Source organism: Blautia sp. XA-2221 (assembly GCF_028767025.1).
Taxonomy (GTDB): Bacteria; Bacillota; Clostridia; order Lachnospirales; family Lachnospiraceae; genus Blautia_A.
The window spans coordinates 63,254-78,187 of the sequence record NZ_JAJQXX010000015.1; the positions used below are offsets into that span (position 1 = coordinate 63,254).

Below are 14,934 nucleotides of genomic sequence, written 5' to 3' on the forward strand. Positions count from 1 at the left end.
ATAGTATCAGCATTAAGATACATGCATGAATCTAAACAGCAAGAAAGGAGAAGAACATGAAAAAAAGTAATTATCAGTTAATGTGCTTAGTTGCTACAGGCATTTTAATTGGGGGAAATGTACCTGCAGCATCAATGGTAAGAACCGAGGCAGCGGTTATGTCTCAGAAAGATTTTTCAGAAGAGACAGTAAGCGGCATTCCGGTTAAGAAAGCTAATAAAGAACAGTATTCTGCTACTTACCTGAACATCAGGAAGGACGCAACTACAGACAGCGATGTGGTGAAAGTTCTGCATACAGGAGAAAAGGTACATGTAACAGGTATCTGTGAAAATGATTGGGCACGTGTGGAGTACGGTAACAAAGAAACAGGCTATGTTGACAGAGAATATCTTGTTAATGAAGACCGTATTGAAAAAACGCCGTTGGGTGTGGTTGTGGTGAAAGCCACACAGCATTTATATACCCGGGGGGGGGTAAAAATATATTCAGACTGTAAAGAAAATTCAGAGCTTCTTGGTACTCTTGATGAAGGCGAAGAAGTGGAAGCGACAGGAATCTGTGCAAATGACTGGATACGTATTAAATATAAAAAGTCCATGGGCTATGTGGATGGCGATTATTTAATGCTTCCGGATACAGAGGAAGAAACATCTGACACAGAAGTATCTGACACAGAGGACAGTTCAAAAAATATCTATGATAGTTTTTACAGTCAAAATGACTCTGATAAAGAGCAGCAGTACTCGCCATTTGGATATCATGAAGACGGAACCCCTATAACATATGAAGAATATTGTGAAACGGATGGTGCAGAACCTCGGGAGAATGCAACGCGAGCTTATATAGAATGGCTTGAAGCTAATGGAATCGATTATGATCCAGAAGCTATATATGGACGTCACGAAGACGGCACTCCTGTAACTTATGATGAGTTTTACAGCCAGAAGGGTCCTTCAGACGGGGAATATGAACAGCAATCAGAAGAAAATGGCGATAAAGATGATTCTGACAGTCAGTCAGAAAATGAAATAAGCGATAATACAGATTAAACAGGCAGATATTTGTTTTTTGTAAGCCTTTGACGGCAGAACTAAGGATGATAGTTGCTCAAAAAAGAACAGAGGTTAAACTTATGCAGGCAATGCTGATTATCTGTGGATACAGTTGTGGTTCTACAGGTGCGGACGGTTCTTTTGGAGACGGAACAGTGACTGCTGTAAAGAAGTTTCAGCAGGCGAGAGGATTGAGCGCAGATGGTGCATATGGACATGATACAAGAATGAAATTATTTGCAGCTTATAAAGTAAAATAAGCAGTAATCCAATAAATACAGTGGTAAATTAGAAAATTTAGGGACTGATAATTTCCATCAGATATTCCTTGTAATATAGATTATAGTGGAAGTGGCTATTTTGCAGAAAAAATATTTTTGCAAAACAGAAACTGACAGAAAATCTATAAATAAAAGGTGACGGATGGAGATTATCGGTCCTTTGTTATTAGTATTCCTAAAATACAGAGTGCAGACCGGATATTTTTTAAGACAGCTTTCAAAGTTCGGTAGTATAATAGAGTTCATTATAGAATAATTGACTATAGAACTACCATTTTGAATTTTTATAAAGATTATCCGCACATTTACAGGGAACGATCCGTTAAATATTATGAGAGGAGGATTTCTGATGCATACAGATCTGGATGAACAATATGACAAAATATACCGGTATTGCTATATGAAACTAAGACATCAGCAGGCAGCAGAAGATATTACGCAGGAAACCTTTCTCCGTTTTCTGGAAAATAAAACTTATAAGGATATGGGAAAAGAAATCGGTTATCTGTACAGGATTGCCGGAAATCTCTGCATTGATCTGGTGAGAAAACAAAAAAATGAAGAATTATCAGAAGAAATTCCTGATAGCACACAAAATATTCAGGAGAATATGGCGGTACATATGGATCTGAGGAAAGCTATAAAAAGTCTGGATTCACAGGAACAGGAACTTGTTTTTTTGAGATATGTAAACGAGCTTTCTGTGGGAAAAACTGCAGAAATATTGGGGATTTCCAGATTTGCTCTCTATAGAAAATCCAGAGAATGTCTGAAAAAGCTGAAAAAAGAAATGGAGGGATAAGAGTGAAACAGAAACTGAAAAAAGAACTTCAAACGTTGTACCAGCCACCGGAGCCAGTACGGAAACAGGAGTTTTTACAGAGGATGCCGGAAGGCAGGCTGAGCAATATGCAGTTTTTGCGGATCCAGATAGGATACATACGCAAATGGAACTGGTTTGTCTTTGCGGCGGTATTAACAGGTGGAATCTGTGCTGTATTGGATAAAAACAGAGTATATACAGGTATTCTGGCAGCTATGATTCCTGTTCTGGCCTTGGCTTTTGTTGCAGAAGGAAGCAGGTCTGTACGATATGGGATGGAAGAACTGGAAATGGCATCAAGGTTTTCTCTGAAAGCTGTTCTAATGGCAAAATTTATAATCCTTGGACTGGGAAATATGATTGTTCTTGTAGTTCTTTTCCCATTGCTTATGTGGACTGGAAAATATGAATTTCTTTCTGCAGCCCTGATTATTCTGTTTCCATATCTTTTGTCTTGTTTATGCAATCTTACAATTGTCAGAAAAATTCGGGGTAGAGAAAGTATGTATTACTGCAGTGCAGTTTCAGTATTGATCTGTGGAGTTATTTTGGTGATTAATTACAGCGGAATAAATATCTATTCCCTTATGAAGCCTTTGGGATGGGTGATCAGTCTTGTCATACTGGCAGTTCTGACAGTCAGGGAATGGAAAATGATATTACTTCAGTCGGAGGAATGGGTATGGAACTTTTAATTAACAGAGTGTCGAAACAGTTTAAAAATAAAATTGCAGTAGACAATATTTCTTTGAAGCTGACTCCTGGTGTATATGGTCTCCTGGGAGCTAATGGCGCAGGAAAAACCACTTTAATGCGAATGATCTGCGGTATTTTAAGACCGGACAGAGGAACCATTACACTGGACGGAAGAGAGGCAGGAGAGGAAGAATACAGGGAAATTTTGGGATATCTTCCGCAGGATTTTGGATATTATCCGGAGTTTACCGGCATGGATTTTCTGATGTATCTGGCAGCTTTGAAAGGAATCCCAAAGGTTACAGCAAAAAAACGCTGCCAGGAAATGATTGAACTGACTGGGCTTAAAGGTATGGAAAAAAAGAAAATCAAAACATATTCAGGAGGTATGATACGTAGACTGGGAATCGCTCAGGCTTTTATTAACCGTCCAAGAATTTTGATTTTGGATGAGCCTACAGCCGGGCTTGATCCAAAAGAGAGAGTCCGGTTTCGCGAAATGATTGCCAGACAGGGGGAAAATAATATTGTTCTCCTTTCCACTCATATTGTATCAGATGTGGAACAGATTGCAGATAAAATTCTGATGATGAAAGAGGGACAGCTTATTTTTGAAGGAATCAGGCAGGAAATAGGCTGTGATCTGGAAAAGCTTTATCTTGAAAAATTTGGGGAGGCGGAAGGTTGTGAGTGATTTTAAAAGAATTTTAGGATACGAGTATCTGAAGCTTTTTCACCGTAAAATTATATGGATTACCCTTGGAATTATGATGATACTTTCCGCATTTGTGATATCTATCAGTGATATTGGACTTGATTCAGATGGTCAGAGTATCATTCAGTATATTCATAAAAACAGGCAGAATGAATTGGAAATTACAGGGAAAACAGTGGATGATACTTTGCTTGAAGAATATAAAGATAAAGAATATCCGGATGGTCTGAACTATTTTTTATCTTGTATATTACCCTTCAATCAGATACAGACAAAAAATATAACAGAAGATAATATATATGGGGAACGCCAAAAGGCACTGAGGCGTGACTGGGAAGAATATAATCTGCAGGAGGGAGAAAAGGACTACTGGGAAGAGCAGGAAAGCAGAATAAAAATTCCTTTTACCTATGAATATACAGCCGGAGAAAGGAAACTTAGCACAGCGTTTTATTTAATAGCGATCATGCAGATTATTTTTGTAGCAGTTGCGGTACCATCAATATTTGCAGAAGAACATTTCCGAAAAGTAAATCATCTTAATTTTTGTTGCAGATATGGAAAGAAAAACTTGTATGCCGCCAAAATCATAGCGGGAGTGACACTTTCTCTTGGAGGGACCATATGCCTTGTGCTGGCCTGTGCAGTTCCTGTTTTGATCCTTTATGGGTTTCATGGACTGAATACACAGATACAGATGATATATCCCATGTGTTCATATCCCCTTACAATTGGGAAGGTATTGGGTATCCAGCTTTTTATACTTCTAACAGCAGCAGTTCTGGAATCAGCATTTGCCATGTTCTGTGCTGAAAAAATGAAAAGCAGTACCGGTACGATAGCTATAATGGTTGGAATCCTTTTGCTTTCCCTAGTAGTGAACATTCCGGATCAATTTCGCGTGGTAAGTCAGTTGTGGCTGTGCATCCCATCTAATGCACTGGCAATCTGGAACCTTCTGGACTGTCGGCTGGTATATTTGTTTGGGAAATACTTTACCCAGATGCAGCTATTGCCGGTTATATATGGGATTCTGGCAGCATTGCTGGTTGTGGGAGGTTACAGAGGATATAAAAAATATCAGGCGACAAAGTAAAGAAATAATTGCTGCGAGCTGTTTATCACGGCGTTTTTGTTTATATCAAAACATTTATCTTTTTAATATCTTGGTAAGCAAAATTAAGGGTGGTATTTGATTATATATCAAGTACCATCCTTTTATGATTGAATAAATACTGAATTTTATATAATGAAATCTGTAATATGAGATGCAAAAGAATCGATAATCCTGACATATACACACTATAAAGAAGGGCTAATGAGAATTTTACCACCTTTTTAATTTTATTGTTTAGAAGATAAAATATTTTCCTTAAAGATATTTTGGGGTAAATTCAATTGTCATACCTGCTATAAATGAGTAAATATCGAATTTTGCACTATAGAATCTGTAATATACGGACATAAAAGAAATATCAAGCTCTATATGAGTAGCTTATAAAAACAGATTCGTAATGATTTTGTGTACTTTTCCCAATTTGCTTATCTATAGATACTTGTTTCATTGCATGAATTTAGAATTTTAAGTTCTCAAAAAGTACGATATATACACAGTTTTGTGGGATGATGGGAGTGTAAAAAAGATTTTCTCTTAAAAGATTGACAGAAATACAAGGCGGGTATATCTTATAAATTATAAGTAGCAAGTGATAAGTGGAGAGTGTTTATTACTTATGAAAGCCTGTATTTTAAAACTTTGAAAGCAGAAATAGAAGAGATTATTGTTTTTTTTAGTATTGAAAACACTTTTGAAAGTAGAAATGCAAAGTAATCTATAAATAATTAAGAAAAATAGATTGATATGATCTTTGAAAATTTCAGAGAGTGACATTCAGGTAAGTTTGAAAGACAAAATTCAAGGAACAGGGTTGAAGGGACTTTGAGAATTACGGTAATTGATAATGCCAAATATGCTAAGAAAAATGAGCAAATAGGAAAAGGAACAGAGATAAGGAGGAAAAGAAATGAGAGATTTGTCAGTTACGCAGGAATATTTAATTTGCGCAATGGGTGGAAAAGGAAAGATTTCAGGATTTGATGTGAAAAAGCTGGTGTGTATGGTTGCGTCTGCCCTTTTAGAATTAAAAATGGAAGATTGTATAGTGCTGGAAAAAAAGAAAGTAAGAGTAACCGGCGAACTTCCAGCTGAAAAAATGTATCTGAAACCATTATATGACTTTATAAATCAGCCAAAACCTGTAAAAGTAGAAAAAATTATAGAAGAATATAATTATTCTTTTTCAGACAGAAAATTAAGAGAGCTTATTGGAGCGGTAGAGGATTCTTTGGCGGAGATAGGGATTGTAACCATTACAGAATCTGGTATAATTAGTAAACGAAAAAACTATATCCCTACAAAACAGTCAGTTCATTATGTAATAGATATGATCAGATCAGAACTTCTGGAAGATGGAGAAATAACAGAGGATATTGCCTGTTTGGTTGCTCTTCTGGAGAGAAGTAAAATCATAAAAGAATATTTTTCAGCCTTTGAACAGAAGGAGATAAGGCATAAGTTGAATAAAATTATAAATTCTGATTCCGGTAAACTCATAAAAGAAATGATTGATTATATTGAAAATCTTATTGCTATGATGACTGCACTGACTGTTATGTATACAAATTAAGGAGAGTAGATGTGTCAAGACAGAGAAGTATGGAGGTTATTCAGCAGTCTGAGTATGTTACTATTGGAGAACTGGTCAGACTGACAGATATGAGATATAGTACGCTTAAATTTTACACAGAAGAAGGGATGATTTCCTTTGAGCAGGCAGAACATAATCTTACAAGACGATATAAGAGAGAAGAAAGCCTGGAACGTATTTATTATATTAAATCATTAAGAGAACAGGGAAAAACAATTCCGGAAATAAAAGAAATTTTGAAAAACAGCTGAAAATACGCAGATATTGTATAAGCTAATTTACATTTATCACTATAGTGATAGATCAGGAATCTGATAGAGAACTGTTTGGTTTGGAAATTTTATATTTGCTGACAGCATAGTTTTAAAGGTTATATGGATTTTTATTTTATGCTGTCAGCGGGATGTAGATAGTTCCGGAAAGCAACGGAAAAAATATCTGTGCTTTAATATTGAAATAAAGTGAATGTGAGAATGTAGTAAATTAAGGAATAATAAAATTTTTATTATAGAGAAATCTATATATAAAAAATATTTCACGTGAAACATTTTTTTATATAATTATAGAAAATTACATCTATAAGAATTGGAACAAGTGTAGTTCGCATTTGACAAATAAAAGAAAATTAATATTTTACGAGAAATGTCTTTGCTTTATATAATCAGATAGTAAATTAGTTTCTATAAAAATTGAATTATGTATAACTTGCTTTTTGTAAAGAAGAGAGAAGCAATGTTTCACATGAAATGTCGCTTCTCTATGTGATTATATAGAGATTTACATATATAAAAACTGAATCAGGTGCATCTTGCTTTTTGCAAGGAAGACAAAGTTAATGTTTCACGTGAAACATCTTTGCTTATGTGATCATACAGAGAATAAATTTTTATAAGAGCTGGAAAAGTGTGCTTTATTTTTTACAGAGAAGAGAGAAATAATGTTTTATGTGAAACGTTTTTGTGCTTTATGAGATTACATAGAAAATAAATATCTGTAAGAACATGAAAATGTGTATCTTGCTTTTTATAAATAGAGAGCATAATATTTTCACATGAAATATTTTTGTTTTATGGATTATACAGAGAATAAATATCTATAGGAACTGAATAAAGTGTACTTTATTTTTACAGAGAAGAGAGAAATAATGTTTTATGTGAAACGTTTTTGTGTTATATGAGATTACATAGAAAATTAATCTCTGTAAGAACATGAAAATGTGTATCTTGCTTTTTATAAATAGTCTGCAAATAATATTTTTACATGAAATATTTTTGTTTTATGGATTATACAGAAAATACATATCTGTAAGAACTGAATAATGCATTTCTTACTTTTGACAAATGAAAGAGGATTAATGTTTCACGTGAAACGTTATAAATAAATATTCACATACTGAAATAATATACGATGTTAGTTGATTTCGTTGATATATATGATATTTAATATTTGATAGCGGATAGTTGATGATTTTTAGCTATTCTTATAGGGGGCTTTATATTACATATAAACAGTTGGTGCTTTTTTAGTGAAAAGTTGATTGCAAATTGACTATATTGGGATAACATGAATTTTTATAAGTAAATATTAGATGGAATTTTATAGTTAAGTGATGATAAAAAAATATTTTATTAATGTGTATAAAATTGTGGAATATTAACAATAATTAATTTAGAGAGTTTCCTAAAATTTAATGTTTCACGTGAAACATAGTGTGGAACAATACATATAAAAGTGCTATAATGAAAATATCTCTATAATCCCTCAAAAGGAGGAAGAAAATTGGGAAGAATAATAGCGATAGCTAACCAAAAAGGCGGGGTTGGAAAATCAACAACAGCCATCAATCTGTCAGCCTGCCTTGCGGAAAAAGGAAAGAAAGTTTTAGCAATAGATATTGATCCGCAGGGTAACACAACCAGTGGTCTGGGCATTGATAAAAATGCGGTGGAAAATACATTGTACGAGCTTTTGCTTGGGCAGACGGATGTCAAAAGTACAATTATTAAAAATGTAGTGGAAAAGCTGGATTTGATTCCGTCCAATGTGAATTTATCAGGTGCAGAAATAGAACTTATTGGCGTAGAGGATAAAGAGTATATTTTAAAAAAGATAACGGATAAAATACGCAGGAAATATGACTATATTATTATGGACTGTCCGCCATCTTTGAATATGCTTACCATTAATGCTTTAACAGCAGCTACATCGGTACTTGTTCCAATACAGTGTGAATATTATGCTTTGGAAGGATTATCTCAGCTTATACATACAATTGATCTGGTGAAAGAGAGATTAAATAAACGTCTTGTTATGGAGGGTGTTGTATTTACAATGTACGATGCCCGGACAAACTTATCTTTACAGGTAGTGGAAAATGTCAAGGATAATCTCCAGCAAAATATTTATAAAACAATTATTCCCAGAAATGTAAGACTTGCGGAAGCACCCAGTTATGGACAACCAATCACTATTTATGATTCGCGCTCTGCAGGAGCAGAAAGCTATCGTCTTTTAGCAGAAGAAGTAATAAACAGGGAGGGTGAATGATGGCAGCAAAAAAATCCGGACTTGGAAGAGGACTTGATGCACTTTTTCCAGAAAAGTCTGTTGCTTCAAAATCAGGAGTAAAGGATACAAAAGAAAAAACAGCAGTTCATCCGGAGAAAACCGCTGAAAAAAAAGAAAAGAACGTGGGAGGTTCAGTGATTGTAAAAATTTCAAAGGTAGAACCCAATCGCGAACAGCCGCGTAAGAAATTTGATGAGGATGCGTTACTGGAATTATCGGAATCAATAAAACAATATGGAATTTTACAACCACTTCTTGTGTCTGATAAAAAGGACTATTTTGAGATCATAGCCGGAGAAAGACGGTGGAGAGCTGCAAAAATGGCCGGATTAAAAGAAGTTCCTGTTGTGATCAAAGAGTTTTCAGATCAGGAGATTGTTGAAATTTCCCTGATTGAAAACATACAAAGGGAAGATCTGAATCCTGTGGAAGAGGCTCAGGCATATAAACGTTTGATTGAAGAATTTCATCTGAAACAGGATGAGATTGCAGAAAGAGTTTCAAAGAGCCGGACAGCAGTAACAAATTCTCTCCGCCTTTTAAAACTTTCACCACGGGTTCAGGAAATGGTTGTAGACGAAATGATATCTGCAGGACATGCTCGTGCGATTCTTGGAATTTCTGACTTTGAAACTCAGGAAATGATTGCTTTGAAAGTATTTGATCATAAACTGAGTGTTCGTGAGACAGAAGCTCTTGTGCGAAAAATGTTGAAACCTTCACGTCAGAAGGAAACAGCTTCAAACTCAGCAGAGGATGCTGTTTACGAAAGCCTGGAAGAAAAAATGAAAGGAATCACAGGCACAAGAGTATTTATTCACAGAAAGAAGAATAATAAAGGTAAAATAGAAATTGAGTATTATTCCAGAGAGGATCTGGAACGGATCATTGATCTGTTTGAGTCTATTGGATAGAAGGGGGATCATATGAGTACTATTTTTGAAAATATAGGAATTGATCCCGGAATTATTATTATCATACTGTTGATTATAGTAATTGTTTTAATTGGAAGTATGATAAGTTATAGCATGAGACTGAGCAGGCTGGAAAGAAAATATAAGATGTTTATGAAGGGCAGCGATGCACAGTCACTGGAAAAAACATTTATGAGAAAATTTGCACAGATTGACCGTCTCTATGAGGCAAAGGAAAATCATGAGCAGACAATAAAATCCATTGTCAAAAACTTCAGAGTAATCTTCAGTAAGTATGGTGTAGAAAAATACGATGCTTTTGATGATGTGGGAGGTAAACTCAGTTTTGCACTGGCTCTTCTTGACAAAGAAAATACAGGTCTGATTTTAAACGCAGTCCACAGCCGTGATAATTGTTTCCTGTATCTGAAAGAAATCGTAAAAGGTGAATCTTATGTAATGCTCAGCCAGGAGGAAGTTGAAGCGTTGAGAAAGGCGGTCAACTTTGGTCTGGGAGAACTGGAAGAGGATGAAACTGACAAATTAAGTTAAAAATTATATTTTGAGGAGGAAAATCATGTTAGATATTAAGTTTGTAAGAGAAAATCCGGAGATTGTAAAGCAGAATATAAAGAACAAATTTCAGGACAGTAAGTTGGAACTGGTAGACAAGGTTCTGGAACTGGATAAAGAAAACAGAGCCATTAAACAGGAAGTTGAGGCATTGCGCGCTGAAAGAAACAAAATTTCCAAGCAGATTGGCGCTCTGATGGGACAGGGAAAACGCGAAGAGGCAGAGGAAATTAAAAAGCAGGTAGCTGCTTCCGGAGCCCGTATTGATGAACTTTCTGCAAAAGAAAAAGAAGTAGAAGAAGAACTTCTGAAAGATATGATGGTAATTCCGAACATCATTGATCCAACAGTACCGATTGGCAAAGATGACAGCGAAAACGTTGAGGTTGAAAAGTTTGGAGAGCCGGTTGTTCCTGATTTCGAGGTTCCATATCACACAGAAATCATGGAAAACTTTGATGGAATTGATCTGGACAGCGCCAGAAGAGTTGCAGGAAATGGATTTTATTACCTGATGGGAGATATTGCCAGACTTCATTCTGCAGTAATTTCCTATGCCCGTGATTTTATGATCAACAGAGGTTTTACCTATTGTGTACCGCCGTTTATGATCCGCAGTAATGTAGTAACAGGCGTAATGAGTTTTGCGGAAATGGATGCTATGATGTATAAGATTGAGGGTGAAGACCTTTATCTTATTGGAACAAGTGAGCATTCCATGATCGGTAAATTTATTGACCAGATCATTCCGGAACAGGAGTTGCCAAAAACTCTTACCAGCTATTCTCCATGTTTCCGTAAAGAAAAAGGAGCCCATGGTCTTGAGGAAAGAGGCGTTTATCGTATCCACCAGTTTGAAAAGCAGGAAATGATTGTTGTATGTAAACCAGAAGACAGCAAAATGTGGTTTGAAAAATTATGGCAGAATACAGTTGATCTTTTCCGTTCTCTGGATATTCCGGTTCGTACACTGGAATGTTGCTCCGGTGATCTGGCGGATCTGAAAGTGAAATCCATAGACGTAGAGGCATGGTCTCCGAGACAGAAAAAATACTTTGAGGTAGGAAGCTGCTCTAACCTTGGTGACGCTCAGGCGCGTCGTCTGAAAATCCGTGTCAACGGAGAAGATGGAAAGAAATATCTTGCTCATACATTAAACAATACAGTAGTAGCACCGCCGAGAATGCTGATTGCTTTCCTTGAAAACAATCTGAATGCAGATGGTTCTGTAAATATTCCAGAAGCACTTCAGCCATATATGGGCGGTATGAAAAAGATTGAGAAAAAGACCCAGGCATAAAACGGGTATGGAGGTGTTTTTGTGCACAGTTATCTGAGAGCGGTTGGTTTTTCTAAAGTCAGAAGCAGGGAAGAGATAAAGGAAATTATCGGAGATACTGTAAGGAACTATGATGAGAAAATAGCTGTTGAAGATCATCCGGAGGGAATTTTTACAGAGTTTTCTAAAAATTATGGATGTGACTGCGGTATCACAGTGTGTGGTCAGTATGACGAATATAATCATTTTCATGTGGATTACTATTTCCCGTTTTTCAGAGGAACCGGAATTACCACTCAGGAGCAGGTAACTGTGGAAAGACATCTGGACAGAGAGTCATTTGCAGGAGCCTGCGATGACCTGAGAATAGGAATCACCCTGATTTTTTATCTTCAGAATGCTGCAGAATATATGCAGGAAAAGGGGAAAGAGAATACTGTCGCACAGCCGGTGACTTTAACCGGACTTGCAAAAGAAGGACGGATTTTACTTCCTGCAATGAAAGATAAAGAAGCAGTAAAAGTGGAAAAAGAGGTTGCAAAGAACAGAAGCAATCTGATTGCGGCTGCCAGAGATGGCGACGAAGAAGCAATGGAAAGCCTTACAATGGAAGATATGGATACATATTCCATGATTTCGCAGAGAATTGTAACAGAGGATCTTTTTTCCGTAGTAGAATCCTATTTTATGCCACACGGAATTCAGTGTGATCAGTATAGTATTTTGGGAGAAATTCTGGATGTTCATACATTCAAAAATATTTTGACAGGAGAAGAAATTGTACAGATGACTGTCGAATGTAATAATATGCAGTTTGACGTCTGTATCAACAGACAAGACCTTTTAGGCGAACCAACTGTAGGAAGAAGATTGAAAGCAGATATATGGCTTCAAGGGCAGATACATTTTTAGGCTGGTGTTACAGACGGGGCAGGCACGTTCCGAATTATTTTTGGTGATGATGGTGCTTTGAAATATATGCCTCAGGGAAAAACATCCTTCCGGATATCTCATGGAATATTATCTATAAGTAGTTACTGTAATATTTCTAAATTCCTGAAAAATTAATTATACTCTTGTAATTTTGAATAAAATATAGTACAATTTTATCTATACGATAAAGTATATCAGATGGTGTATATACATCATCTGATATACTGAAAAACAAGTAATTAACAGCTAAAACAGCTGATAATTAAATAAAGATTGCCATTACAAAATCTGGAAAATTGTGTATTTTCAAGAGGAAATGGCATTTTGTCTCGTTAGTTAAATGGATATAACGGGGTCCTCCTAAGGAGGAACCAAGGTTATCACTTCCTGAAAAAACTTTTGGGTTCAAATCTAGTTAAGAAGAGTAAAAATTGACACGAAGGTATTACCCTAAAAGGGGAGTGCTTTGATGTCACCAACATGAAAAGTAATAGTAATTAACAGCTTGAAAAAAGCTGATAATTAAATAAAGGTTGCCATTACCAAAAAGCCGGAAAACCGCGTGTTTTCAAGGGAAAATGGCATTTTGTCTCGTTAGTTAAATGGATATAACATGGTCCTCCTAAGGAGGAACCAAGGTTATCACTTCCTGAAAAAACTTTTGGGTTCAAATCTAGTTAAGAAGAGTAAAAATTGACACGAAGGTGTTACCCTAATAGGTGAGTGCTTTGATGTCACCAACATGAAAAATAATAGTAATTAACAGCTTGAAAAAAGCTGATAATTAAATAAAGGTTGCCATTACCAAAAAGCCGGAAAATCGCGTGTTTTCAAGGGAAAATGGCATTTTGTCTCGTTAGTTAAATGGATATAACATGGTCCTCCTAAGACTAAATTATAGGTTCGATTCCTATACGAGACGGCCAGTCAAAAGCGTTCGATTATTAGCAGAAATGCAAATAATGGGGCGCTTTTTTGATAAAAAAAATGCATGATTTTATTGCTTTGAGGATGATTTTCAGCTAATACAATGAAATAATTGTTAGCTGGCAGCTAATAAAAAATAGAGTTTTGCAAATAGACTGTATCAGAGATATTGCTAACATTTGGGGAAGTATCTGTTGTCACCATTGATTTAGGAATGTAAAATACAGTAGATCAAAGGAAAAATTCTTTGCAGAATATAATTTGCAAACATATATTAGCTGAAACAATAGAGAAATATATTAGCTATAGCTAATAGAAAACGAGATGCTCGTTTGGAACTGATTTCAAAAATAATCGGATCCAGACGGGCTTTTTTTGTCTGACCGAAGAAGGAGGAAATGATGACGGAAGTAACGAAAGAATTTATTCCGAAGAATGAAGATGAGAAGATTATTGAAATTGAGATTGAAAGACTCTGTTCTTTTAAAAATCATCCTTTTCAAGTGAAAGATGATAAAGAGATGCATTTGCTAAAAGAAAGTATTGAGAAGTACGGAATTCTCAATCCATTGATTGTCAGGCCTGTGCCAGATGGAGTCTATGAGATTATATCCGGTCACAGAAGAAAACATGCAGCTGAGTTACTGGGGTATCGAAAAGTACCAGTAATTATCCGTGTGATGACAGAAGATGAATCTATTTTGAATATGGTGGATTCTAACCTGCACAGAGAAAAAATCAGTTTCAGTGAAAAGGCTTTTGCTTACAAAATGAAAAATGATGTGCTGAAAAGAAAATCAGGTAGGAAAAAAGGTCAAATTGACCACAAAACAAAAAGAAAGAGAACAGTAGAGATTATCAGTGAAGAATGTGGAGATAGTCCAAAGCAGGTACAAAGATATATTTCATTGACGAAACTAATACCTGAGTTCTTACAGAAATTAGATGATGAATTGATATCTTTTAATCCGGCAGTTGAAATTTCAGCATTAAAAGAAGAAGAACAAAAACAACTATTAGAAGCAATGGATTATGCTCAGGCTGTTCCGTCTTTATCACAGGCACAGCGGATTAGAAAATTGAGCAAAGAAAACCAACTTACATTAGAGAAGATGCAGGAAATTATGAGTGAGATAAAAAAAGGTGAGATTACGAGAGTTGCCTTTACGAATGAGCAGCTTCACAAATATTTTCCAAGCAGATATACACCGGCAATGATGAAACGAGAAATTATAGCATTATTGAAAATCTGGCAGAATGAAAATTGGGAGAAATAAATGGAGGAAAACAGTATGTGTAAAGTTATTTCAGTAGTAAACCAGAAAGGCGGAGTTGCAAAAAGTACAACGACTTTAAATCTTGGAGTTGGGTTGGTAAGACAAGGAAAAAAAGTGTTATTGATTGATGCGGATCCACAGGGAAGTTTAACTGCAAGTCTTGGATATGTAGAACCGGATGATAT

The 14,934-nt window shown here is 35.7% G+C and carries 15 protein-coding genes and 1 tRNA gene; all 16 read left to right on the plus strand.

Annotated elements, in window-relative coordinates:
* Nucleotides 1–56: 56 nt before the first annotated feature.
* Nucleotides 57–1,052, plus strand: a complete 996-nt coding sequence (locus LU279_RS11820; RefSeq protein ID WP_274422707.1) for an SH3 domain-containing protein — start codon at nucleotides 57–59, stop codon at nucleotides 1,050–1,052.
* Nucleotides 1,053–1,099: 47 nt separating this feature from the next.
* Nucleotides 1,100–1,315: a peptidoglycan-binding domain-containing protein gene (locus tag LU279_RS11825; RefSeq protein ID WP_274422708.1), complete on the plus strand. Its 216-nt coding sequence runs from the start codon at nucleotides 1,100–1,102 to the stop codon at nucleotides 1,313–1,315.
* 370 nt (nucleotides 1,316–1,685) lie between these two features.
* Nucleotides 1,686–2,138: an RNA polymerase sigma factor gene (locus tag LU279_RS11830; protein ID WP_274422709.1), complete on the plus strand. Its 453-nt coding sequence runs from the start codon at nucleotides 1,686–1,688 to the stop codon at nucleotides 2,136–2,138.
* A gap of 2 nt (nucleotides 2,139–2,140) precedes the next feature.
* The gene (locus LU279_RS11835; protein ID WP_274422710.1) at nucleotides 2,141–2,854 is read left to right on the plus strand and encodes a hypothetical protein; all 714 of its coding nucleotides are present in this window, start codon (nucleotides 2,141–2,143) and stop codon (nucleotides 2,852–2,854) included.
* Nucleotides 2,842–3,549, plus strand: a complete 708-nt coding sequence (locus LU279_RS11840) for an ABC transporter ATP-binding protein (RefSeq protein WP_274422711.1) — start codon at nucleotides 2,842–2,844, stop codon at nucleotides 3,547–3,549. The genes LU279_RS11835 and LU279_RS11840 overlap by 13 nt, the downstream gene beginning before the upstream one ends.
* Nucleotides 3,542–4,666, plus strand: a complete 1,125-nt coding sequence (locus LU279_RS11845; protein WP_274422712.1) for a hypothetical protein — start codon at nucleotides 3,542–3,544, stop codon at nucleotides 4,664–4,666. Before LU279_RS11840 ends, LU279_RS11845 begins: the two co-directional genes overlap by 8 nt.
* Before the next feature lie 928 nt (nucleotides 4,667–5,594).
* A complete protein-coding gene (locus LU279_RS11850; RefSeq protein WP_274422713.1) occupies nucleotides 5,595–6,257 on the plus strand; it encodes a GOLPH3/VPS74 family protein in 663 nt (220 codons plus the stop codon).
* Nucleotides 6,258–6,286: 29 nt separating this feature from the next.
* Entirely contained in the window at nucleotides 6,287–6,529 is a 243-nt protein-coding gene (locus LU279_RS11855) for a helix-turn-helix domain-containing protein (protein WP_334305589.1), read from the plus strand.
* Nucleotides 6,530–8,057: 1,528 nt separating this feature from the next.
* Nucleotides 8,058–8,825 (plus strand): ParA family protein, encoded by a 768-nt coding sequence (locus tag LU279_RS11860; RefSeq protein WP_274422715.1) that lies wholly within the window; start codon nucleotides 8,058–8,060, stop codon nucleotides 8,823–8,825.
* Nucleotides 8,825–9,760 (plus strand): ParB/RepB/Spo0J family partition protein, encoded by a 936-nt coding sequence (locus LU279_RS11865; protein WP_274422720.1) that lies wholly within the window; start codon nucleotides 8,825–8,827, stop codon nucleotides 9,758–9,760. The genes LU279_RS11860 and LU279_RS11865 overlap by 1 nt, the downstream gene beginning before the upstream one ends.
* A gap of 12 nt (nucleotides 9,761–9,772) precedes the next feature.
* Entirely contained in the window at nucleotides 9,773–10,312 is a 540-nt protein-coding gene (locus LU279_RS11870) for a DUF4446 family protein (RefSeq protein ID WP_274422716.1), read from the plus strand.
* Between the two features lie 25 nt (nucleotides 10,313–10,337).
* Entirely contained in the window at nucleotides 10,338–11,633 is a 1,296-nt protein-coding gene (serS, locus tag LU279_RS11875) for a serine--tRNA ligase (RefSeq protein WP_274422717.1), read from the plus strand.
* 21 nt (nucleotides 11,634–11,654) lie between these two features.
* Nucleotides 11,655–12,524 (plus strand): DUF3881 family protein, encoded by an 870-nt coding sequence (locus LU279_RS11880; protein WP_274422718.1) that lies wholly within the window; start codon nucleotides 11,655–11,657, stop codon nucleotides 12,522–12,524.
* An 871-nt stretch (nucleotides 12,525–13,395) separates the two neighbouring features.
* A tRNA-Arg gene (locus LU279_RS11885) sits at nucleotides 13,396–13,467 on the plus strand.
* 406 nt (nucleotides 13,468–13,873) lie between these two features.
* On the plus strand, nucleotides 13,874–14,749 hold the full coding sequence (locus tag LU279_RS11890) for a ParB/RepB/Spo0J family partition protein (protein ID WP_009268923.1): 876 nt from the start codon (nucleotides 13,874–13,876) through the stop codon (nucleotides 14,747–14,749).
* 15 nt (nucleotides 14,750–14,764) lie between these two features.
* A partial coding sequence (locus LU279_RS11895; RefSeq protein ID WP_274422721.1) for a ParA family protein occupies nucleotides 14,765–14,934 on the plus strand: 170 nt, incomplete at its 3' end.